Source organism: Candidatus Enterococcus willemsii (assembly GCF_009933335.1).
Lineage (GTDB): Bacteria > Bacillota > Bacilli > Lactobacillales > Enterococcaceae > Enterococcus_F > Enterococcus_F willemsii.
This window is the reverse complement of the sequence record NZ_MAEL01000062.1, coordinates 84,808-106,819: the sequence shown is the minus strand read 5'-3', so window position 1 is coordinate 106,819 and position 22,012 is coordinate 84,808. Positions and strand designations below refer to the sequence as shown.

The following is a 22,012-nucleotide window of genomic DNA, read 5'->3' as shown; positions in this document are numbered from 1 at the left end:
ATATAGGATACTGAAAATATTTAAATAATTTTATAAATAGGTACGGATACATCAAAAAAGCTGTCTTAGTAGTAAACTAAAACAGCTTTTTTTGATTAAAAGATACCTAATAAATGCATCATCGGAAAGACAAATAATAAACTGTCGAATCGATCTAAAATTCCGCCGTGCCCTGGTAAAATATTTCCTGAATCTTTGACATCATAATGACGTTTAATTGATGATTCCACTAAATCACCAAATTGACCAACGATTGAGAAAATAATTGTTAATACAATCATAACAAAAAAGTTATAACCAAAGTATGTTTCACCTGGAAAGGCTAATAAATATAATAGCGCAACCACAACTGCACTTGCAATTCCTCCAAGTGCACCTTCAATCGTTTTGTTCGGTGAAATCTCTGGCCATAGTTTACGGCTACCATATTGTCTTCCAACCATATATGCACCAATATCAGTTGCCCAAACAACAAATAGTCCAAAGCATAAGACAACTAAACTCTCTGTTCGTGCATTAACAAAATTTTGAAATCCTACACCAACATACAGACTTGCTAAGACTGGAAAACCTGCTTCATCAATCGTATACGTATTTTTAGAAATCACCGATACACCTAATAATAACATCACGATAAAATAAAAAAGCATAAACTTATCTGTTTTCTCAGGCAAAAAACTAAACCATGGATCTTGAGGTAAAACTAAAATAACTGCTCCAATAGCTGAAAGAATTCCTTCAAAACTTAGCATAGCTAAATTTTTCATACGAAATAGTTCATATACTCCTACTACAGCTAATAATGCACCTAGTAAAGCAACTGAAACCCCACCAAAATCAAAATAAATAATTGGCAGAAACAGTGCTAAGGCCACAACTGCTGTGATGACTCGTTGTCTCATTTTGTTTCCTCCTTTTCCAAGCCACCAAATCGACGATTGCGATTTTGGAAACTTGCAATAGCTGTTTCTAATAATGATTCATTAAAATCTGGCCACAATGCATCAGTAAAGAAAAATTCACTATATGCAATTTGCCATAATAAGAAATTACTAATACGTTCCTCACCACTTGTACGAATCAGTAATTCCGGGTCACGTAATTCAGATGGTAAAAAACCAGTCATTAAATGGTCAGCAATCAGCTCTTCATCAATCGTTTCCACATCGCCACCGTGTGTAGCTACCTCTTGGTAGACTTCCTTCATAGCTGATACGATTTCTGCTCGACTACCATAATTTAAAGCAAAGTTCAAAATCATACCATCGTTGTCTTTGGTTTGTTCCATCGCTCGTTCAACCGCATCTTGTGTATGCTTAGGTAGTAATTCTTTGTAACCCATCACATGTACCTGAACGTTTTCTTTGATTAATTCTGGTACAAACGTATCAAAAAAATCAACCGGTAACTGCATCAAAAAATCGACTTCATCCGTTGGTCGCTTCCAATTTTCTGTAGAAAAAGCATATAAAGTCAACACTTCTACACCTAGTTGAGAGGCATGTTTCGTGATTTTTTTTACAGTTTCCATCCCTTCTTTATGTCCAGCAACTCGAGGCAAACGACGATTCTGTGCCCATCGACCATTTCCATCCATAATAATTGCAATATGTTTAGGAATCATTTGATCACTTTGAAATTCAAATTTCCCTTTTTCTTGGATGTATTTGTTCTTTTGTGGAAAAAAACGTAGCATCTTGTTCTCTCCTATCATCCCAAATTTAAAAATTTATCCTATTTATTATAACAATAATCGCAATTCTTGCCTATCAAAAAAGTAAGAATGTATGAATATATTAATGTTTTCCATACCAAATAAAAAAATGAGATAGCCAGCTAACGACTATCTCATTTTTTTCAGTCTAAAATTAAACCTCTAATAATTCTTTTTCTTTCTCTGCTGCAATATCATCCAATTGTTTGATACTTGCATCAGTTGCTGCTTGAATATCTTTTTCAGCAACTTTTAAATCATCTTCTGTGATTTCACTTGCTTTTTGTTGTTTTTTATAAGCATCGATAGCATCACGACGTGCGTTACGGACAGCAATTTTTGCATTTTCCGCTGTTTTTTTCACATCTTTTGCTAATTCTTTACGACGTTCTTCAGTCAATTGTGGCATTACTAAACGAATTACTGACCCATCATTGGTTGGTGTAATTCCTAAATCGGATGCCATAATTGCTTTTTCTACCTCTGGTAAGATTGATTTATCAAATGGTGTAATCATTAAAACACGAGCTTCTGGAATCGTAATAGATGCCATTTGATTTAATGGTGTCGGTACACCATAATAAACCACTGAAATGCGATCTAAAAGACTAGCATTCGCGCGACCTGCACGAATTTGTCCTAATTCACGTTGTAAACTATCTGCAGCTTTCTGCATTTTTGCTTTTGCTTCTGTCATAATTTGATCTGCCATATTATTTCCCTCCTTTTACAGTTGTCCCAATATTTTCTCCTAAAATTGCACGTTGAATATTTCCTGGTTCGTTCAAATTGAACACGACCAATGGAATATCATTATCCATGCTTAAAGAACTTGCGGTAGAATCCATTACTTGCAATCCTTTTGAAATGACTTCTAAATGAGTTAGTTCTTCAAATTTAATTGCTGATTGGTCAACTTTTGGATCCGCTGAATAAACACCATCAACATTATTTTTAGCCATTAAGATGACATCTGCATTCACTTCAGCTGCTCTTAATGCTGCTGTTGTATCTGTTGAGAAGTAAGGATTTCCGGTACCACCAGCAAAAATAACGACACGACCTTTTTCTAAATGGCGTTCTGCACGACGGCGAATATATGGTTCTGCAATTTGTCGCATTTCAATTGATGTTTGAACACGCGTTGGTACGCCAGCATTTTCTAATGTATCTTGCAATGCCAAAGCATTCATCACCGTTGCAAGCATGCCCATATAATCTGCTTGTGCACGTTCCATACCCATTTGAGCACCGATTTGTCCACGCCAGATGTTTCCTCCGCCTACTACAATCGCTAACTCTACACCTAAATCGTGTACTTGTTTTAATTCTTTAACAATCTCTTGAATTGTTGGTGGTTTAATTCCAAAGCCTTCATTTCCTGCTAAAGCTTCTCCACTTAATTTCAAAACAACTCGTTGATATTTTGGTTTCTCCATGCCGATTCCTCCGTAAATTCTCTATTCCTATTGTAGCATATTCCCTTTCGTTATAGCAGTGTTAACCTTAACTTTCGAGAACAATATTTACTTAAAAAAAGGGAGCGCACTTTCATGCGTTCCCACCTGTTCAAGGAACAGATTATTTTTTCACTTGACTCATTACTTCTTCTACAAAGTTATCTTCACGTTTTTCGATACCTTCGCCCACTTCAAAGCGAGTGAATGATTTAACAGTTGCGCCTTTTGAAGCAACATATTTAGCAACAGTCATATCAGGATCTTTAACGAATGGTTGGTCAACCAATGAAATTTCAGCTTTAAATTTGTTCAAGCGACCAACAACCATTTTTTCAACGATGTTAGCAGGTTTGCCTTCGTTTAATGCTTGTTCTGTTAAAACAGTTTTTTCATGATCTAATTCTTCTTGAGGAATTTGAGTTTCATCAACGTAACGAGGGTTGATTGCAGCTACGTGCATTGCAACGTCTTTTGCAACTTCTTCGTCAGTTGTACCTTCTAATACAGTTAATACAGCGATACGTCCACCCATGTGTAAGTAGCCACCGAATGCAGCGTTATCGTCTTTTTCAACAACGTCAAAACGACGGAAGCTGATTTTTTCACCGATTACTTGAGTTGCTTCGATTAATGAGTTTTCAATTGTACCTGTAGAAATTTCCAATGCCATTGCAGCATCCATATCAGCTGGTTTGTTCGCAGCAACTGCTTCAGCGATATCTTTTACTAATGTTTGGAATCTTTCGTTTTTAGAAACGAAATCTGTTTCTGAGTTTACTTCGATGATTGCAGCAGTGTTGCCATTAATTGCAACTGAAGCTAAACCTTCAGCAGCAATACGATCATTTTTCTTAGCAGCTTTAGCCATACCTTTTTCACGTAAAAAATCAACAGCTTTTTCGATGTCGCCTTCTACTTCTACTAATGCTTTTTTAGCATCCATCATACCTACGCCAGTCATATCGCGTAATTCTTTTACTAATTTAGCTGAAATTTGAGCCATTTTGAAATTCCTCCTGAAATATGTGTTTTGTTTTTTAAAAAAAGCTGCTTCAAAGGAGAGTGCGGCTTTTCGCCTAGCCTTTGAAACAGCTCCGTCATTTAATGATTATTCAGCTGATGAATTGTCGCCTTCTACAACATCAACGATTTCTTCGATTGAAGTTGCAGCTTCTTCAGCTACGAAATCTTCTTCAACTACTTGATCTTCACCTTGGTTTCCTTCGATGAATGCATCTGCCATTTTAGCAGTAATCAATTTAACGGCACGGATTGCGTCGTCGTTTGAAGGGATTACTACGTCGATTTCATCTGGATCACAGTTTGTATCAACCATAGCAACGATTGGGATATTTAATTTGTGCGCTTCTTGAATCGCAATACGTTCTTTACGAGGGTCAACTACGTACATTACGTCTGGAATTCTTGGCATATCAGCGATACCGCCTAAGAATTTTTCTAAACGTTCACGTTGTTTGTTCAAACCAACAACTTCTTTTTTAGGTAGAACATCAAAAGTTCCATCTGCTTCCATTGCATTGATTTGTTTCAAGCGTGCCACACGTTTTTGGATTGTTTCCCAGTTAGTTAAAGTTCCACCTAACCAACGGTGGTTTACATAGTATTGACCAGAGCGGATAGCTTCTTCTTTAATTGCTTCTTGAGCTTGTTTTTTAGTTCCTACGAATAATGCAATTCCGCCATCTTCAGCGACTGATTTCATGTAATCGTAAGCTGCATCTACTAATTTAACTGTTTTTTGTAAGTCAATAATGTAGATTCCGTTTCTTTCTGTGAAGATATATTTCTTCATTTTTGGGTTCCAGCGACGTGTTTGGTGACCAAAGTGTACGCCGGCTTCTAGTAATTGTTTCATTGAAATTACTGCCATTTTTGTTTCCTCCAGTTGGTTTTTATTTTTCCCTCTCCTAAGTTTTAAAACTCCTTTATAGACTTAGAATTTCTAAGCACCCTATAAAAAATATTCTTAGAATGTGGATTATTGGTTTATCTGAGATTTCTCAGCAACCTTTGATAGTATATAACAGCATAGGAAATTATGCAACTATAATTTCTTCTTTCTTTTTATGAAGTTTTTCTCCTTATGATAAATACTAATACACTTCCAACTATCCCAACTAAAATTATGCCATAGATAACGATTCTCTTCATTTTTTCCTTTTTTTCATGTTTCCTTTCAAAAAGGAGTTTTTCCACTTGAATTTGTCCTTTTTCAGAGGATAACTTGATTGTCGAAGTAGTTACTTGATTGTTTGCTGCCTTTAAATCTAACCATGGGGCATCGACTTCTCCTAAAATATCTACAACATCTTTTAAGCCATCTATCCCGAGATATGGATGATAAAAGGCGGAAATATATGCTTCCTGATAGTTCATTAAGTTCGTCACTTGATTTTTCATCAATTGTAAAGACTGCTCATTATTTTGCTCGACAAAGCCAATTGTTTCTGGATAAACAGTCATACCATGTAAAAATGCTGGCCTAGAAGCGTTGCTTGGCTGATATTCACTTTTATAAGTTTCATCACTTATTTGTATTCGTCCAATATAAGTAGAAAAATGTCGTGAAACTACTTCATATCCTTGTTGAGACATCGCATAGTGTGGTGCTTCAAAGGCCAGTGGATAGATGCCTTGAGTCACTAATTCCGCTACACCATTTTCGATAGCCGCTGTGATATACTTTCGTTCAAAAGCTTCTCCTTCATTGATAAATTGTTGGTAGTCTTTCTCTGTTGCAAAATCCGTTCGCTGTTTTGCTTTCTCTGAGCCTTTTTGATAAATTGGTCGATCGTTTTCAACATCCCAAAACTCAAAACCTTCGCCTGTTTCTGACTCTCGGTATTGATGTCGATAACCATGTAAAACAATACTCGCTCCATTTTTTTGCATATACTTTAGTGTTTCTACTAATTCAGGAACATCTGAAAAATGGATCGTTTCACCATTTTCATTCGTATAAACTGGAATAACTGCAACCATATAAGGGATTTCTTTTTCTTTTAAAAACTTAGCCTGTTCACGAAGCTGTTTGGCATCTACTTTGGGATGGATGTCTTCCAGACGAAGATAGCGAACAAATCCTGTTGGTTGTTTATTAAAAAAGCTTTGAAATGATTCAGCCAAAATAGTTCCAAAAGGATTAGATAATGTTTCAGCCGCAAAATAATAGTTGTTTGCTTGCTTAGCGATTAAAGGAATACGAGTACCGTCGGTTGTCATTGCTACTTGTTGTATTTCATCAAGTTGAACATTTATCTTATAGATAATACGTTCTTCTGGTAATGCTTGCTCTTTTTCAGAAAAGACAAGATGTTGAATTAATACTTCTCCTTCTAAATTCAACCAAGACATTCGTGGGATTTGCTCCATATTATGTCCAATAGCATAAAATTTTCCAGAAAACGTGTTTAACTCTTCAATTAATTCCTTAGATAGTTGCTTCTTTTCAATCCCTAAGTAAATAATAGCAGAAGCACTCTTTATTTTTTCTTTTGTCATCATTGTATCTAATATCGTTTCACTGGTTACATCATATTGCCCAAGAATAATTTCCAAAATTTTTTGTTCTTTCATTGATTGTTGTTCTTCTCCAGATTGGATAATTAATACCTTTTCTGAAGAAATCTCTTGTGCCTGAGTAATCGTCGGGCTAATCAATAATCCAAACATCATAGCCAAAATTGCCCATAATTTGCGCATCACATAACTCCTTCTATAAAAATTTTCCATCCCAAAGTATAATGTAAACTCTTCTTTCCGACCATTTTTAAGTTCTTTTGAAAAGATTCTTACTAGTTGTCTTGTTCTCTATTAGTAGATTTTTTTGAATTTGTTCTTTTTCATTCATATAAACCTATCTATTTCAATAAGCTTTTGCTATTATAGAAATGAATATCTATACACAAGGAGCTGAAAAGACGTGCGTAAAGCCGATCGTCATGTATTAATTAAACAACTTATCAATAATCATACAATTCAAACCCAAGAAGAATTACTACATTTATTAGAAGAACAAGGGGTCACTGCTACACAAGCAACCATCTCGAGAGATATCCGTGATTTACAAATTGTGAAAACTTCTGATGGGCATGGTCATACCAAATTCGAATTATTCCAAGAAAATCATTCACAACATGATGAAACAGAAAAACAACGTTTAATTCATGTGATGCAAGACGTCGTGACTAAAATCGATCGCGTCCAATTCATGACCATTATTAATACAATCCCTGACAATGCCCCTATCTTAGCTGCAGCAATTGATGAAGTCGCAATGGAAGAAAAAGTATGCTCGATAGCAGGTTTTGATATCGTGGTCATTATTTCCCGTACAGAAGATGATGCAAAAGTCATCGAAAATTTCTTTCGTACAAATGTCTAAAAAAACAACTTGTCAAAATTTGACAAGTTGTTTTTTTCTTACATTTTATTCGGAGCATGTAATCCTAGTAAGCGTAAATCTTCTTTTAATAAGACGGTAACTGCATAAACTAATGCTAGTCGTGCATCTTTTTGTTCATCATCTGCTAAAACTTTTGTGTTTGCATAGTACTTATTAAAAGCTTGTGCTAATTTGATTGAATGTTTAGCAATAACAGATGGTTCATATTTATCCGCAGCTTGTTGAATCGTTTCTGGGTAACGTTGGATTAATTTAATAACTTCCCAACTTGCTTCATCACCTAAAGCATAAGATGCGGATTCGTCTGGTGTAAAACCAGCTTTTGCTAATAAACTCATCGCACGAGCATGCGCATATTGAACATATGGTCCTGTTTCTCCTTCAAAACGTACCACTTCTTCTAACGTAAAGTCAAAGTTATTTAGACGATCATTTTTCAAATCGTGGAAAATAACAGCACCAACACCCACTTGTTTCGCTACTTCATCTTTGTTCTCTAATGTCGGATTTTTCTCACTGATTTGTTCTTTTGCAGAATCAATCGCTTCATTTAAAACTTCTTCAAGTAAGACAATTTTCCCTTTACGAGTAGATAATTTTTTACCATCTTTAGTAATTAAACCAAATGGAATGTGGTACATATCGTCGGCCCAATCAAAGCCCATTTCTTTTAGTACAGCTTTTAATTGTTTGAAGTGATAGCTTTGCTCATTCCCTACAACATACAATGATTTACCAAAGTTATACGTACGTTTGCGGTAAAGTGCTGCTGCCATATCACGCGTGATATAAAGAGTCGCGCCATCTGATTTACGAATTAAGGCAGGGTTCAAGTCATAGGCTGATAAATCAACAATTTCTGCACCTTGGTCTTCTTTTAATAAATGTTTTTCTTCTAATAACTCAACCACTTCGTCCATCTTGTCATTGTAGAAAGCTTCACCGTTTAATGAATCGAAAGACACTTCTAACATGTCATAAATTTTATTGAATTCTTTCATCGACTCATCACGGAACCATTGCCATAATGACCATGCTTCTTCATCGCCGTCCTCCAATTTTTTGAACCAAGAGCGGGCCTCATCTTCAAGAGCTTTATCTTCTTCTGCTTTTTCATGGAAATCAACATATAAACGTAACAATTCATTGATTGGTTCGTTACGAACAGCTTCTTCTGAACCCCATTTTTTATAAGCCACAATTAATTTACCAAATTGTGTCCCCCAGTCACCTAAATGGTTAATACGAATTGGCTTGTACCCAACTTTTTCTAAAATAAAACCAATTGAGTTACCAATTACTGTTGAACGTAGATGTCCCATTGAGATTGGTTTGGCAATATTTGGTGAAGACATATCAATTGGTACTGCAGCATAATTGCCTTCTGAACTATCACCAAAATGATTTTTTTCTTTGATAACAGCTGATAATACGTTTTGACTAATTACTGATTTATCCATGAAGAAATTTAAATATGGTCCCACCACTTCAATTTTTTCAAAAGATGAGCCATCAATTTTTTCGGCTAAATCGGCTGCAATTTGTTGTGGTGCTTTACGATACACTTTTGCAAGTGAGAATGCCGGAAAAGCGACGTCCCCATGATCTGCTGATTTGGGATTTTCTAATAAATTTTGTACTTGTTCGAGAGATAAATCTTCTTTGACTACATCAAAAATAGCTTTTGATACGATGTCTTTGTTATTCATGTTAGTGCCTCCTAATTATATAGTTTTCATTGATTTCTTGCATGGCAATAAAAAAAGCCCCTAGCGTTAAAAAAACACTAGAGACGAGAATTCCCGCGGTACCACTCTGATTGTTCGAAATTTCGAACCGACTTTATCTGATAACGGTAGATGCCGTTTGCTTAGCAAATTTTCACAAGTGCGCTTCACTTTTTTCTTTATATCGGCTCCCACCATTCCCGAATTCGCTAACTAAAAATAAAAAGTTACTCTCTTGATCACTAAATCATGTATGAAAGATACACTGATTATAGCAAAACTTTTTTTATTGCGCTAGTCTTGTGTTTAATTTTAATACTTCGGAATAAATAAGTTGCCCAGAGTCGCTGCCATCACAGCTTTAATTGAATGCATGCGATTTTCTGCTTGTTCAAATTGTTTGGCATGTTTACTGCGAAAGACGTCATCGGTCACTTCCATTTCACTTAAACCAAATGTTTCGGCAATCTCCTTACCATAGTCGGTTTCTTGATCATGAAAAGCTGGCAGACAATGAAGGAAGATTACTTGTTCATTGTCAGTTAAATCAAGCATTTGTTGGTTGACTTGATAAGGCAATAATTGCTCAATCCGTTCTGCAAACTTTGCTTCTTCCCCCATTGAGACCCAAACGTCAGTATACAGTACGTCGGCATGTCGTACGCCTTGTACAACGTCATCGGTTACGATAATTTCGGCACCTGATTTGTTTGCATAGTCGTTTGCCAATTGAATTAGCTCTTGCTCTGGATAGAGTTCTTTCGGTGCGACAATCCGCACATTCGTCCCCAAAATTGCCCCTGTTATTAACAACGAACGAGCCACATTGTTTCGTCCATCACCGACATACACAAGGTTAATTCCTTCGACTTTGCCAAAATTTTCTTGAATAGTTAAGAAGTCAGCAATCATTTGTGTCGGATGCCATTCATCGGTCAAGCCATTCCAGACAGGGACACCCGAATGTTCTGCTAATAATTCAACGACTTGTTGGCTAGACCCGCGAAATTCAATACCATCAAACATGCTTCCTAACACTTTCGCTGTATCTTCTACTGATTCTTTCTTACCCAATTGAATATCATTGGCTCCTAAAAATTCAGGGTGAGCTCCTAAATCAACCGTAGCGACAGTAAAAGCGGCTCTTGTACGTGTCGATGTTTTTTCAAATAGTAAGGCAATATTTTTCCCCTCTAAATACCGATGTGGAATGTTTTGTTTTTTGAGTGCTTTTAAATGTTGTGAAAGGTCAATTAAATAATGCAATTCTTGCTGATTAAAATCTTTTTCGGCTAAAAAACTTTTTCCTTGAAATTCCATAAGTCCCCTCCATTATCCAGCTGTAGCAAATTTTATCTCTGTGCCAAACGAATCAATTGTATTACTAATAAACACGGATTTTACCCCTGCCATTAATGCTTTTTGGGCACTGTCTAACTTAGGTAGCATCCCTCCGGTCACTACTTTTTCAGTTTTTAATTGTTGAATATCGGTTACTGAAATTTCTTTGAGCCATTCGGATTCCTTTTTAATTCCTGGGACATCCGTCAACAAGTATAATTTCTCTGCTTGTAGACTGGCAGCGATTTTCCACGCCACTTCATCAGCATTAATATTTAACCATTGGCCAGCAGCTGTAATCCCTAAAGGAGCGATCACTGGAATATGTTTTTTAGTAAGTAGCGTTTGTAATAGTTGATGGTTCACTTCCGTCACTTGACCAACAAAGCCCAGTTGCTCTTCATTAATGACTTCTCCTTGAATCAATTGATCACAGCCAGCATTTAAACCTAATGCATGGAATCCTGCTTGTTGAAAATAAGTCGTAATCATCGGTTGTACTTGACCGAGTAGAACCATACGTGTAATTTCTAATGTTTCATCTGAAGTCACTCGTAATCCTTCTTTCACTTCAACTTCCAGTCCTAGTGTCTTCATCATCGTTGAAATATAATGGCCACCGCCATGCACAATAATTACCTGATACCCCTGCTCTTGCCACGAAGAAATTTTCTCAAAAAAGGCATCATTCAAATTATCTGAAGCCACACCGCCCATTTTCACAACTACTGTTTTCATCTTCCTTCGCCTCCTATGTGTGATATAGTGCATTGATTTTGACATAATCGTAAGTTAAATCACAACCCCATGCCTGACCAAAAGCAACGCCATCTTGCAAACATACATCAATTTTTACTTCTTCTTTCTCCAACCACTCTGCCATATCCACTTGGTCAAAAGAAACAGGTTCTCCATTTTGAAAGACGGGTAGACTTGCTAAGTGGATGGACACTTGTTCAGGTTCAAAAGTCACACCACTGTACCCAAGTGCGCATAAAATCCGGCCCCAGTTGGGATCTTTACCGAAAATAGCTGATTTAACAAGCATCGAGCCAACAACCGACTTCGCTAACATTCGAGCCTCACTGGCAGTTTTCGCACCGGTTACATCGACTTCAATTAATTTCGTTGCGCCTTCACCATCTTTAGCAATCAATTTGGCTAATTCGGTTAAGACAAAAGCCAATGCATCTTTGAAAGCCACATAATCTGGCGTATCTGCTTGTATTGGTTGATTTTTTGCTAAACCATTTGCCATAACTAACACCATATCATTGGTTGAAGTATCACCATCCACCGTAATTTGGTTGAAGGTAACTTCTGTTAATTCTGACAATAATTGTTGCAATAATTTAGAAGAAATATCAGCATCCGTTGTGACAAACCCAAGCATTGTAGCCATATTTGGATGAATCATCCCAGAACCTTTGGCACAACCTGCTAGTGTTACTTCTTTACCAGCAATCGTTGTTTGAACTACAACACTTTTTTCAGAAGTATCCGTGGTTAAAATAGCTTGTTGAAAAGCCGTCCCTTGTCTATTCGTTGATTGTGCCAGTGTTTCAATTCCCACTTCGATTTTTTCCATTGGTAATTGATGCCCAATCACTCCTGTAGAGGCTACCGCAACCAACGTTTCATCAATTGACCATTTTTTACTTGTTAGTTGTTGCATTTTTTTCGCGTTCATTAGTCCCTGTTCACCAGTACAAGCATTGGCATTTCCAGAGTTGACAATAATTCCTTGGATTTTTCCACTTTGAACAACTGCTTTACTACACAATAACGGGGCAGCTTGGACTTGATTTGTTGTAAAAACGCCAGCGACACTTGCTGGTACTTCTGAATAGATCCAACCAAGATCTAATTTATATTTTTTTAACCCACAATGAATGCCATCTGCAGAAAAGCCTGTTGGACTGGCAATCGTACCTTCAATTTTTTTCATCTATCTCTCTCCTTATGGAAATAAAGGAACGTGCATTAACCCACTGGTCTCATCTAGTTCCGCCCATTTATTAAAGTTTTGAATGGCTTGTCCAGCTGCTCCTTTGACTAAATTATCAATCACTGAAACAACTGTCAGCACACGATTATCTTCATTGAAACCAAAACCAATGTCACAAAAATTAGTGCCAATCACTTGGCGTAACTCTGGCAATGAACCATCTTGTAAACGAACAAAAGGTTTGTTCTCATAAGCTTGTTGATAAGTCTGTTGAATCTGATCAAGCGTAATGCCTAATTTCACTTTTGCATATAGTGTCATAAAAATTCCTCGTTTTACTGGAATTAAACTAGTTGTAAATTGTAAGGTCGTCAGTGTCTGGTCAAATTGTTGCAAAAACTGAATTATTTCTGGAATATGTTGGTGTTGATTTAATTTATACATTGACATATTCTCATCGACTGTCACGTAATGACTCGCATCGCTCAGCTGTTTCCCGGCACCAGACAAACCAGATTTTCCATCTAAAATGATTGTATCTAATTCAATCAATTCTGCTTGGACTAACGGAACCAACGCTAAAATTGCAGCCGTTGCATAACAACCTGGATTAGCTAAGAGGTTGCTCTTTTCGATTGTAAATTCTGGAAAAGCGTAGACGGCTTGATCAATCATTTCTTGTGTCGTCGGTTCTTTTTGATACCATTTGCGATAGCTTTCTAAATTTTTCAGACGTAAATCACCAGATAAATCAATGACTGGAAAGTCCTTCTGTACAAAATCTGCTACGAGATCTTTGCTAATACCAGATGGTGTCGCAAAAAAGACGAGATCATTGCATGCCATAATTTTTTCGGCATCATACGCTTCTACTTCCTGTTTGTATAGTTGCTGCAGATGCGGATAAATTTCTGAAATTGAGTTTTTATGCAATGAATGACTATGAAGTGTTCCAAGTGTTAATACTGGATGTTGATGGATTAAACGCACCAATTCTATTCCTGTATACCCAGTAACACCAACAATTGCTGCTTTCATCCACTTCACTCCTTTGTTAAATTAACTCAAATTATAGAGATTAATTCAACATCCGTCAATGGTTTTTTATAAAAAAAAATGTATTTTTTTGTAATTATATGTATTCGTCGCTGTAAATTGTTGTATATTTATAAAAAAAGCATCCATTTGTCTAATGGACACTTTCTATGCTAATGATTTTTCGCTAACACTTTTTTTATTTTTTCTACGCCAACCAAAAGTTCTTCTTCTGTCATAATTAATGGTGGCAACAAGCGTAGTGTATTCGTTCCTGCTCGCAATGCCAATAGCCCTTCTACTTCTAATTGCTCCAAAATGGTAGCAACTGAAATGTCTGCCTGTAGCTCGATACCAACCATAAATCCTAAACCACGAATGTCCAAAATATAGTCACTGTCAATTGTTTGCAACGCCGTAAATAATTGTTGACTTTTGTGCATGACTTGCGCCAAAAAATCAGGTGTTAACATCGCTAAAACTTCACTGGCAACCGCCATTCCTAATTTGTTACCGCCAAATGTTGAGCCGTGACTTCCCGGACCAAAAGAATGAGTTAATTCTTTTTTACCTAACATCGCACCGATTGGAAAACCATTGCCTAATCCTTTTGCTAAAGTAAAAATATCTGGCTCAAAACCAAATTGTTCAAAAGCAAATAAACTTCCGGTACGGCCGATACCTGTTTGCACCTCATCGACAATGAGTAACATATTGTTTTCATGACACAATTGAACTACCTCTTTTATCCAAGTTGCATCAGCGACGGTGACACCACCTTCACCTTGAATCAACTCCAACATCACTGCAGCTGTCTGCTCTGTAATCACAGCTTTTAATGCCTCTACATCATTGTATGGCACATGAATAAAATCAGGAACAAGCGGTTCAAAGCCTTTTTGGATGCTTGCTTGACCTGTTGCTGACATCGCACCATACGTTCGCCCGTGAAATGAGTTTGTAAACGTAATAATTTCTGACTTTCCTGTTGCTTTGCGGGCTAATTTAATTGCAGCTTCATTCGCTTCTGCTCCACTATTACAGAAAAAAGCCAGATAATCTAAATCTCTTGCTAATTGTTGCGCAACTTTTTCTTGTAACTGATTATGATACAGATTTGGTGTATGCCAAATCTCAGCTGCTTGTTTCATTAATGCATCGTTTAACTGCGGCTGATTGTAACCAACGTTCATTACGCCAATCCCACTTGTAAAATCCAAGTATGTTTTCCCTTGGTTATCCGTCACATAACAATCTTGTCCTGATACGATTTCAAAAGCTTTTCTTGCATAATTTGAAAATAAATAACTCATCAGCAACCACTCCTTTTGAATAAAAATACATTATAAGTCGTGATTATGCAACTATTTGTTTATAAAATATCAAAACCATACCCTTGAATATGCGTTTCTAACATATCAAGATACTGATGAGCAATTGGAGAAAGTTCTTTTTGTTTATGTTTCAAATAACCGATGGTCATACGATCCGGAACATTTAACGGAACCGCAATAATCTTGTCGTCATTTAGTTTTTTACTCAATACGCCCGAGCTAATCGTGTAGCCATTCACACCAACCATTAAATTAAAAATCGTTGCCCGGTCACTGACTTTAATCTCTTTACGATGAGCAACGGTACTTAAAATTTCTTCCGCAAAATAAAATGAATTTCGTTCCCCTTGTTCATAAGAAAGATAAGGATAGTCTTCCAAGTCCTCTAATTCCACCACTTCCTTTTGACCTAAAGGCGACATATTACTCACAAATACATGAGGTTTGGCTTGAAACAATGGCTGAAAAACGAGCTCTCGTTCTTTAAAAAGTTTCATCATGACTTTTTCATTAAATGAATTTAAATACAAAATACCTAACTCACTTTTAAAATGGCTCAAATCTTCTAAAATATTCTCGGTTTCTGTTTCACGCAATTTAAATTGATATTCTTCTACGTCTAAGCTGTTAATTAACTCCACAAAGGCATGAACCACAAACGCATAGTGTTGCGCCGAAACAGAAAACGTCTGCTTGCGAGGTCGCGTATCTTTGTATTTTTCTTCTAACAACTGTACTTGATCCATTATTTGTTGGGCATAAGACATAAATTCGCGCCCTTCTTCTGTCAAACGAACCCCCGTTTTACTACGCGTCAGAATTTGAATACTCATTTCATTTTCCAATTCTTTGATGGCACTTGATAAACTAGGTTGTGTCATATATAACGCTTTGGCAGCTTCATTCATTGAACCAAAAGCCACAATTTTTTCTAAATATTCTAGTTGTTGAATTCTCATAACATCACTCCTTTTTATATAAGACCATTGGTTATAGATTATATTTATAACCTAACATAAAAATTACCACTTATCCAAGCTTTTCTTTCCATGATACATTATCTCCAACACAAAAAAAGGAGTGTTCGTTTAATGACAACAACAATTATTGGTTTTCCTCGCTTAGGCGAATTTAGAGAATTAAAATTTGAAACAGAAAAATATTTTAGAAATGAAATTGCCGCAGATGAGTTACAATCTTTTGCCAAAAATTTACGTAAAAAACATTGGCAATTAGTCCAAGAAGCGGGAATTACAGAAATCCCTAGCAATGATTTCTCTTTCTATGACAATACCTTAGATACTGCCGTTTTGTTCAATATCATTCCTAAGAAAGTTAAAGATTTGGCATTTGACGAATTGGAGGAATATTTTGCACTCGCACGTGGTTACCAAGGAGCAAAAGGCGACGTCCATGCGTTACCGATGAAAAAATGGTTCAATACCAATTATCATTATCTAGTCCCTCAATTTGAGAAAACAACAACGATTCAACTAAATACGACTAAAATTTTTGATGAATTTATTGAAGCCAAAGAACTAGGAATCTTGACCCGACCGGTTATTTTAGGTCCATTTACTTTACTAAAACTTGGACAATATCACGATGGAACAAGTAGCCAAGATTTCGCCACTCAATTACTCACTGTCTATCAAGAAGTCTTTACAAAATTAGCTGCCTTAGGTGCCGAATGGATCCAATTGGATGAGCCTAGCTTAGTTCTTGACTTATCCCAAGAAGACAAAGCATTATTTATTAACTTATACGAAACGTTATTAGCCAACAAAGCTGGTTTAAATGTCTTACTCCAAACCTATTTTGGTGACATTCGTGACATTTACGGAGAGGTCATCACTTTACCTTTTGATGGTATTGGCTTAGATTTCATCGAAGGAAAAGAATCACTTGCACTTGTAACGAAGACACCATTCCCAGCAGAAAAACGCTTGTTTGCAGGAGTTGTTAATGGAAAAAATATTTGGAAAAACAACTACATCACCACTCTTGATTTACTTGCTAAATTACCGAAACAAACAACCTTAACAACATCTTGTTCCTTATTGCATGTTCCTTATTCTGTTGAAAATGAAGTATTCCCAGACACCATTAAACAACATTTTGCCTTTGCAAAAGAAAAACTCACTGAATTAGTAGACTTAGATACTTGTAACCAACAAGCACTTGCAGAAAATAAACAGATTTTTGAACAAGAGCGCATTGTACCAAATAAAGAATTACAAGCAAACATCGCTCATTTAAACGAAACTGATTTTGTTCGTCTACCCGCTTTTTCAGAACGTGAAGCCCAACAAACGCCTTTATTGAACTTACCAACATTACCAACAACAACCATTGGCTCGTTTCCGCAAACCAAAGAAGTCAAACTGACTCGCAGCAAATTCAAACGAGGGGAAATTACCAAAGAAACTTATGATTCATTTGTGGCACAAAAAATTGACGATTGTTTGGCATTCCAAGAAGAAATTGGCTTAGATGTCTTGGTTCATGGAGAATTTGAACGCAATGATATGGTTGAATTTTTTGGCGAAGCATTGGATGGTTATGTTTTTTCTAAAAATGCTTGGGTACAATCTTACGGTACACGTGGGGTGAAACCTCCAATTATCTGGGGGGATATTTCTCGTTCAAAACCAATCACCGTGCAATGGTCAACCTACGCACAAAGTAAAACTGACAAAATTGTCAAAGGAATGCTCACAGGTCCGGTCACTATTTTGAATTGGTCGTTTCCTCGTGAAGACATTACCATTCAAGAAAGTACCTACCAATTAGCTTTAGCTATACAAGAAGAAGTCCTAGATTTAGAAGCAAATGGTATTCGCATTATTCAAATTGATGAAGCAGCTTTACGGGAAAAATTACCATTACGTCAAACAGACTGGCACACGGAGTATTTAGATTGGGCAATCCCAGCTTTTCGCTTAGTTCACAGCAAAGTGCAACCTGAAACACAAATTCATACCCATATGTGCTATAGCGAATTTGAAGATATTATCCAAGCGATTGACGACATGGATGCCGATGTCATTAGTTTTGAAGCTTCTCGATCAAATTTGTCCTTACTTGATGCGTTAAATCGCAATCATTTTAAAACACAAGTCGGACCAGGTGTCTATGATATACATTCGCCACGTATTCCTTCGGTGGAAGAAATCAAAGACACCATTAACAAAGTATTAGCTAAAATTCCTACTGAAAAAGTTTGGATTAATCCTGATTGTGGGTTAAAAACACGTGGCGAAAAAGAAACTTACGCCAGCTTAGAAAATCTTGTCCAAGCAGCTAAACAAGTACGAAAGGAGCTTGCGGATGACTGATACAGAAAGACAGCGACCGTCATTATCATTTGAAATTTTTCCACCGAACACCAAAACTTCAAATGAATTATTATTAGATACCTTAGATGAGCTACAAGACTTAGGTCCACATTTTATTAGTGTCACTTGTAGCAATAAGCAAGCTAATTTACAGACAACGACATTAAAATTAGCCGGTTATATTCAAAAGAATTTAAAGGTGCCAAGTATCGCACATATCACTGCAGCATATTCTTCCAAACAAGAGATTCGAGAAGCACTTCAAACCTTAGATCGCTTTAAAACAAAACGAATTCTGGCTTTACGAGGCGATATTTATGAAGACAAACAACCCACTGGTGATTTTCAACACGCCAGTGAGTTGATTCAATTTATAAAAAAAGAAGACCCAACCTTCCAAATCAGTGGCGCTTGCCATCCTGAAATTCATCCCGAGGCTGCTAGTAGAGTCGCTGATTTACACCATCTGAAAGAGAAAGTCGACAGTGGCTGCGATGATTTAATTACGCAACTATTTTTTGACAACGATATTTTTTATCGCTTTCGAGAAAATTGTGAAATGGTTGGTATCGACGTCCCGATTTACCCAGGTATCATGCCAATTGTGAATCGCAACCAAGCATTGCGACTGATTCAAACAACGAAGACAGCACTCCCTCGAAAATTCGTAGCGATTTTAGAAAAATATGAACATGATCCAGCTTCCTTACGAGCAGCCGGCTTAGCTTATGCCATTGACCAAATTGTCGACTTAGTCACGCAAGATAGTGCCGGCATTCATCTTTACACAATGAATCAATCGCAAACAGCTTTAAGTATTTATCGCGCAACAAAAACCTTATTTAAAGAAGAATCACTCATTGTTTAGATACTACGAGCAAAAAACCAGAAGAAATGCAGAGTGTTTGCATTTCTTCTGGTTTTATTCATTCGTTTTCGATTGGAATGCCAAACTTGGAATAGCATTTAAAGACATATCCGCCAATTCACCTTTAGCAAATGCGACATGTGCAGCTGCACCAATCATAGCAGCATTGTCCCCACATAAACGTAATGGTGGTATCAGTAAATCAACATCCGTTAATTGCGAGGCAACCGCTTCTTCAAGTGCTTGTTGTAAGCCTTGATTCGCTGCTACGCCTCCAGCAACGATTAATTGTTTCACTGGATAAGTTTGACAAGCACGAATTGTTTTTGTCACTAAAACATCAATAACACTCGCTTGAAAACTCGTCGCCAAATCCTCTGTTGATAGAACCTCTCCTCGTTGCTCTGCATTATGCACAAGATTGATGAACGCACTCTTTAAACCACTAAAGCTAAAATCAAAATTATTTTCATGAATCATCGCTCGTGGAAAATGGTAACTATCCTCACCTAAATGAGCAAGTCGATCAATTTCTTTCCCGCTTGGATAAGGCAATCCTAGGACACGTCCTACTTTATCATAGGCTTCGCCAGCTGCATCGTCACGCGTTTCACCGACGATTTCAAATGAACCATCTTCTTCCATCAAAACAAGTTCGGTATGGCCACCACTGACCAATAGAGCCATCAATGGAAATTCTAAAGGTTTAACAAAGCGAGCCGCATAAATATGACCTGCCATGTGATTCACTGGAATTAATGGCAAATCGTGTGCCCAAGCAAAAGCTTTCGCCGCAGAAATACCTATTAATAGCGCACCGACTAGACCAGGACCTTGTGTTACTGCCACTGCACTTAACTCTTCTACGGAGACCCCAGCTTCTGCTAATGCCTCTTCAATACATAACGTAATTTGTTCAACATGGTGGCGGCTCGCAACTTCTGGCACCACACCACCAAATCGTTGATGACTTTTTATTTGTGAAGCTACAATATTACTTAAAATATGTGCGCCATTTTCTATGACGGCCACACTTGTCTCATCACAACTACTTTCAATTGCTAAAATTAATTCTCTCATCTGACCTATTCAGGCCTCACTTTCTTCATCATAATCAATGCATCCTCTGTTGGTGAATGGTAATAATTTTTCCGACGAGCAATTACTTCAAACCCTTGATTTATATACAAATGTTGCGCAGAAAAATTAGTGACGCGTACTTCTAGCATAATTTGTACAATCTGTTCTTCTACAGCCGTTTGAATAAGTTTTTGTAATAGTAATGCCCCATAACCTTTTTTTTGATAGTTGGGATGGATTGCTAGATTAAAAATCTCGCACTCATCTAAAAACTGATGATAACTTAGGAAGCCAACAATTCCTTCCTCTTCTAAAATCAAATATTGACTTTGCTGATTAAACAAATCCTCCGCAAATTGATCAATATTCCACGGTGAACCATTCTCATAACTCCTATTTGACAAATTATGTAGTTCCGTTGCTAAATATGCGGGATCAAAAAAATCTTTTGTTTTAATTGTTCTCATTTTAAATGTTTCACCATATCCACAGCATCTTCATTTCCTTCATTGTAGTATTTGGGCATGATTCTTCGCGATTCAAAACCTAATTGCCGATACAAACGTTGGGCATCACGATTACTAATACGCACTTCTAAGGACATTGTTTGACACTTTTGTTTTTTAGCAAATTTTTCAACCTCTTGAATCAACAATGTACCTAACCCTTGACCTTGATAATCCGGATGAATCGCAATGTTTGTCAGATGTCCATCTTCTAACGTGACACGAATCCCTACAAAACCAATAATCTCTCCTTCACTTAATAGACAAATGTACTGATGACTGTATTTTGAATACAATTCGGACAAAAAAGCACTCTTAGTCCAGGGAATTTCACCTTCATAGACTTCTCGTTCTAACTGAATCAAGTCTTTAATATCCCCCACTGTCATTTGTCGCAACAAATAAACAGATTCCGCTACTTTCACCACGCGATCGGTGTAATTGTTTTTATTATTTTTATAGAACGGCAGCCAAGTCTTAAATCTTTTCAACATAACTTTCGTCTCCAGCTTCATGGCTTTCCAACCATTTCTCTTCTGCTTCAACTCGTTTTAAATAATTAGGTACAAACGTTTCTATGGTTTGAGGTTGTGCTTGTGCCCCTAGTTCTGCCAACACCACACCGTTTGGATAGTTCCACGATAAGACTGTATTGCAACTAGCAGCTGGTAATTGGCTAATTTCTGTTTGAAATTTTTGAACATCTTCCCCTACAAAATAAACGTTTTTGTCAGCTACTATCTCTAATAAATCTGCTATAGCGATATGTTGATCTGGTAATACATTAACCAATTCGCCATCTTGCCATTGATAACCGCCCGCATACACATTTTTGCGACGCGCATCCATAATCGGCACAATCCACGCTTCTTGTCCGACACAATTAGCAGCCAATACTTTCAAACTAGAAATACCAACTAATTCAATATTTAACGTACTTGCTAACGTTTTTGCAGTTGTCACGCCGATTCGTAAGCCTGTATAAGAACCTGGTCCTTGTGCGACTACAATTCGATTTAGTTCAGACGGTTTCATTTCAATTGCCGCCATTAAATTTTCAATCGCTGGCATTAGGCTTTTACTATGGTTTTTATTGACTGTTGTCTGAATTTGCCCTAGAATTTGTTGTTCTTGAATCACAGCAACTGCCATTGTTTGATTTGATGTATCCATCGCAAGTATCTTCATTTCTTTCTCCTACCTTTACAAGTTCTTTCATATTCTACCACAAAATA

Annotated in this window: 21 protein-coding genes and 1 other annotated feature; of the genes, 3 read left to right on the top strand and 18 right to left on the bottom strand. The window is 36.9% G+C overall.

Annotation, left to right across the window (positions count from 1 at the left end; genetic code table 11):
• Positions 1-95: 95 nt before the first annotated feature.
• The 7 genes from BAU17_RS14050 to BAU17_RS14020 all read right to left on the bottom strand — a co-directional run bounded on the left by BAU17_RS14050 (position 96) and on the right by BAU17_RS14020 (position 6,897).
• A complete protein-coding gene (locus tag BAU17_RS14050; RefSeq protein WP_161903450.1) occupies positions 96-902 on the bottom strand; it encodes a phosphatidate cytidylyltransferase in 807 nt (268 codons plus the stop codon).
• A complete protein-coding gene (locus tag BAU17_RS14045) occupies positions 899-1,696 on the bottom strand; it encodes an isoprenyl transferase (RefSeq protein WP_161903449.1) in 798 nt (265 codons plus the stop codon). The genes BAU17_RS14050 and BAU17_RS14045 overlap by 4 nt, the downstream gene beginning before the upstream one ends.
• A gap of 172 nt (positions 1,697-1,868) precedes the next feature.
• The gene (gene frr / locus BAU17_RS14040) at positions 1,869-2,426 is read right to left on the bottom strand and encodes a ribosome recycling factor (RefSeq protein ID WP_161903448.1); all 558 of its coding nucleotides are present in this window, start codon (positions 2,424-2,426) and stop codon (positions 1,869-1,871) included.
• A 1-nt stretch (position 2,427) separates the two neighbouring features.
• On the bottom strand, positions 2,428-3,153 hold the full coding sequence (pyrH, locus tag BAU17_RS14035) for a UMP kinase (RefSeq protein WP_161903447.1): 726 nt from the start codon (positions 3,151-3,153) through the stop codon (positions 2,428-2,430).
• A gap of 142 nt (positions 3,154-3,295) precedes the next feature.
• Positions 3,296-4,177, bottom strand: a complete 882-nt coding sequence (gene tsf / locus BAU17_RS14030) for a translation elongation factor Ts (RefSeq protein WP_161903446.1) — start codon at positions 4,175-4,177, stop codon at positions 3,296-3,298.
• A gap of 105 nt (positions 4,178-4,282) precedes the next feature.
• Complete coding sequence (gene rpsB, locus BAU17_RS14025; protein WP_161903445.1) at positions 4,283-5,065, bottom strand: 30S ribosomal protein S2; 783 nt, start codon at positions 5,063-5,065, stop codon at positions 4,283-4,285.
• A gap of 194 nt (positions 5,066-5,259) precedes the next feature.
• Entirely contained in the window at positions 5,260-6,897 is a 1,638-nt protein-coding gene (locus BAU17_RS14020; RefSeq protein WP_161903444.1) for a DUF2334 domain-containing protein, read from the bottom strand.
• 220 nt (positions 6,898-7,117) lie between these two features.
• Here BAU17_RS14020 and BAU17_RS14015 point away from each other — a divergent pair, with 220 nt between their 5' ends.
• Positions 7,118-7,579 carry an arginine repressor gene (locus BAU17_RS14015; RefSeq protein WP_161903443.1) on the top strand — a complete coding sequence of 154 codons (462 nt, stop codon included), beginning with the start codon at positions 7,118-7,120 and terminating at the stop codon, positions 7,577-7,579.
• Positions 7,580-7,617: 38 nt separating this feature from the next.
• On the opposite strand, the gene argS is transcribed toward BAU17_RS14015, so the two are convergent.
• From argS to BAU17_RS13980, 7 genes are all read right to left on the bottom strand, one after another.
• Positions 7,618-9,309, bottom strand: coding sequence for an arginine--tRNA ligase (gene argS, locus BAU17_RS14010; protein ID WP_161903442.1), 1,692 nt, complete (start codon positions 9,307-9,309; stop codon positions 7,618-7,620).
• 76 nt (positions 9,310-9,385) lie between these two features.
• Positions 9,386-9,579 (bottom strand) — a binding site (T-box leader).
• A 60-nt stretch (positions 9,580-9,639) separates the two neighbouring features.
• On the bottom strand, positions 9,640-10,647 hold the full coding sequence (gene argF, locus BAU17_RS14005) for an ornithine carbamoyltransferase (protein ID WP_161903441.1): 1,008 nt from the start codon (positions 10,645-10,647) through the stop codon (positions 9,640-9,642).
• A gap of 12 nt (positions 10,648-10,659) precedes the next feature.
• Positions 10,660-11,406: an acetylglutamate kinase gene (gene argB / locus BAU17_RS14000; protein ID WP_161903440.1), complete on the bottom strand. Its 747-nt coding sequence runs from the start codon at positions 11,404-11,406 to the stop codon at positions 10,660-10,662.
• Between the two features lie 13 nt (positions 11,407-11,419).
• Positions 11,420-12,616 carry a bifunctional ornithine acetyltransferase/N-acetylglutamate synthase gene (gene argJ / locus BAU17_RS13995; protein ID WP_161903439.1) on the bottom strand — a complete coding sequence of 399 codons (1,197 nt, stop codon included), beginning with the start codon at positions 12,614-12,616 and terminating at the stop codon, positions 11,420-11,422.
• A gap of 12 nt (positions 12,617-12,628) precedes the next feature.
• Positions 12,629-13,654 (bottom strand): N-acetyl-gamma-glutamyl-phosphate reductase, encoded by a 1,026-nt coding sequence (argC, locus tag BAU17_RS13990; RefSeq protein ID WP_161903438.1) that lies wholly within the window; start codon positions 13,652-13,654, stop codon positions 12,629-12,631.
• A gap of 170 nt (positions 13,655-13,824) precedes the next feature.
• A complete protein-coding gene (locus tag BAU17_RS13985; protein WP_161903437.1) occupies positions 13,825-14,964 on the bottom strand; it encodes an acetylornithine transaminase in 1,140 nt (379 codons plus the stop codon).
• A 59-nt stretch (positions 14,965-15,023) separates the two neighbouring features.
• Entirely contained in the window at positions 15,024-15,944 is a 921-nt protein-coding gene (locus tag BAU17_RS13980) for a LysR family transcriptional regulator (protein WP_161903436.1), read from the bottom strand.
• Positions 15,945-16,076: 132 nt separating this feature from the next.
• Here BAU17_RS13980 and metE point away from each other — a divergent pair, with 132 nt between their 5' ends.
• Both metE and metF read left to right on the top strand, forming a co-directional pair.
• Entirely contained in the window at positions 16,077-18,323 is a 2,247-nt protein-coding gene (gene metE, locus BAU17_RS13975; protein ID WP_161903435.1) for a 5-methyltetrahydropteroyltriglutamate--homocysteine S-methyltransferase, read from the top strand.
• Complete coding sequence (gene metF / locus BAU17_RS13970) at positions 18,316-19,191, top strand: methylenetetrahydrofolate reductase [NAD(P)H] (protein ID WP_161903434.1); 876 nt, start codon at positions 18,316-18,318, stop codon at positions 19,189-19,191. Before metE ends, metF begins: the two co-directional genes overlap by 8 nt.
• 54 nt (positions 19,192-19,245) lie before the next feature.
• On the opposite strand, the gene tsaD is transcribed toward metF, so the two are convergent.
• The 4 genes from tsaD to tsaB are packed head-to-tail and all read right to left on the bottom strand — an operon-like array spanning position 19,246 to position 21,965.
• Complete coding sequence (gene tsaD / locus BAU17_RS13965; protein ID WP_161903433.1) at positions 19,246-20,271, bottom strand: tRNA (adenosine(37)-N6)-threonylcarbamoyltransferase complex transferase subunit TsaD; 1,026 nt, start codon at positions 20,269-20,271, stop codon at positions 19,246-19,248.
• Positions 20,272-20,276: 5 nt separating this feature from the next.
• Positions 20,277-20,738, bottom strand: a complete 462-nt coding sequence (gene rimI / locus BAU17_RS13960) for a ribosomal protein S18-alanine N-acetyltransferase (RefSeq protein ID WP_161903432.1) — start codon at positions 20,736-20,738, stop codon at positions 20,277-20,279.
• Positions 20,735-21,271: a ribosomal protein S18-alanine N-acetyltransferase gene (gene rimI / locus BAU17_RS13955; RefSeq protein ID WP_161903431.1), complete on the bottom strand. Its 537-nt coding sequence runs from the start codon at positions 21,269-21,271 to the stop codon at positions 20,735-20,737. The genes rimI (BAU17_RS13960) and rimI (BAU17_RS13955) overlap by 4 nt, the downstream gene beginning before the upstream one ends.
• Positions 21,255-21,965 carry a tRNA (adenosine(37)-N6)-threonylcarbamoyltransferase complex dimerization subunit type 1 TsaB gene (gene tsaB, locus BAU17_RS13950; RefSeq protein WP_161903430.1) on the bottom strand — a complete coding sequence of 237 codons (711 nt, stop codon included), beginning with the start codon at positions 21,963-21,965 and terminating at the stop codon, positions 21,255-21,257. The genes rimI (BAU17_RS13955) and tsaB overlap by 17 nt, the downstream gene beginning before the upstream one ends.
• Positions 21,966-22,012 lie beyond the last annotated feature (47 nt).

Coding starts and splice junctions, on each gene's coding strand:
- BAU17_RS14050 (WP_161903450.1), bottom strand. CDS start 902: ATGAGACAACGAGTCATCACAGCAGTTGTGGCCTTAGCACTGTTTCTG.
- BAU17_RS14045 (WP_161903449.1), bottom strand. CDS start 1,696: ATGCTACGTTTTTTTCCACAAAAGAACAAATACATCCAAGAAAAAGGG.
- frr (WP_161903448.1), bottom strand. CDS start 2,426: ATGGCAGATCAAATTATGACAGAAGCAAAAGCAAAAATGCAGAAAGCT.
- pyrH (WP_161903447.1), bottom strand. CDS start 3,153: ATGGAGAAACCAAAATATCAACGAGTTGTTTTGAAATTAAGTGGAGAA.
- tsf (WP_161903446.1), bottom strand. CDS start 4,177: ATGGCTCAAATTTCAGCTAAATTAGTAAAAGAATTACGCGATATGACT.
- rpsB (WP_161903445.1), bottom strand. CDS start 5,065: ATGGCAGTAATTTCAATGAAACAATTACTAGAAGCCGGCGTACACTTT.
- BAU17_RS14020 (WP_161903444.1), bottom strand. CDS start 6,897: ATGCGCAAATTATGGGCAATTTTGGCTATGATGTTTGGATTATTGATT.
- argS (WP_161903442.1), bottom strand. CDS start 9,309: ATGAATAACAAAGACATCGTATCAAAAGCTATTTTTGATGTAGTCAAA.
- argF (WP_161903441.1), bottom strand. CDS start 10,647: ATGGAATTTCAAGGAAAAAGTTTTTTAGCCGAAAAAGATTTTAATCAG.
- argB (WP_161903440.1), bottom strand. CDS start 11,406: ATGAAAACAGTAGTTGTGAAAATGGGCGGTGTGGCTTCAGATAATTTG.
- argJ (WP_161903439.1), bottom strand. CDS start 12,616: ATGAAAAAAATTGAAGGTACGATTGCCAGTCCAACAGGCTTTTCTGCA.
- argC (WP_161903438.1), bottom strand. CDS start 13,654: ATGAAAGCAGCAATTGTTGGTGTTACTGGGTATACAGGAATAGAATTG.
- BAU17_RS13985 (WP_161903437.1), bottom strand. CDS start 14,964: ATGAGTTATTTATTTTCAAATTATGCAAGAAAAGCTTTTGAAATCGTA.
- BAU17_RS13980 (WP_161903436.1), bottom strand. CDS start 15,944: ATGAGAATTCAACAACTAGAATATTTAGAAAAAATTGTGGCTTTTGGT.
- metE (WP_161903435.1), top strand. CDS start 16,077: ATGACAACAACAATTATTGGTTTTCCTCGCTTAGGCGAATTTAGAGAA.
- metF (WP_161903434.1), top strand. CDS start 18,316: ATGACTGATACAGAAAGACAGCGACCGTCATTATCATTTGAAATTTTT.
- tsaD (WP_161903433.1), bottom strand. CDS start 20,271: ATGAGAGAATTAATTTTAGCAATTGAAAGTAGTTGTGATGAGACAAGT.
- rimI (WP_161903432.1), bottom strand. CDS start 20,738: ATGAGAACAATTAAAACAAAAGATTTTTTTGATCCCGCATATTTAGCA.
- rimI (WP_161903431.1), bottom strand. CDS start 21,271: ATGTTGAAAAGATTTAAGACTTGGCTGCCGTTCTATAAAAATAATAAA.
- tsaB (WP_161903430.1), bottom strand. CDS start 21,965: ATGAAGATACTTGCGATGGATACATCAAATCAAACAATGGCAGTTGCT.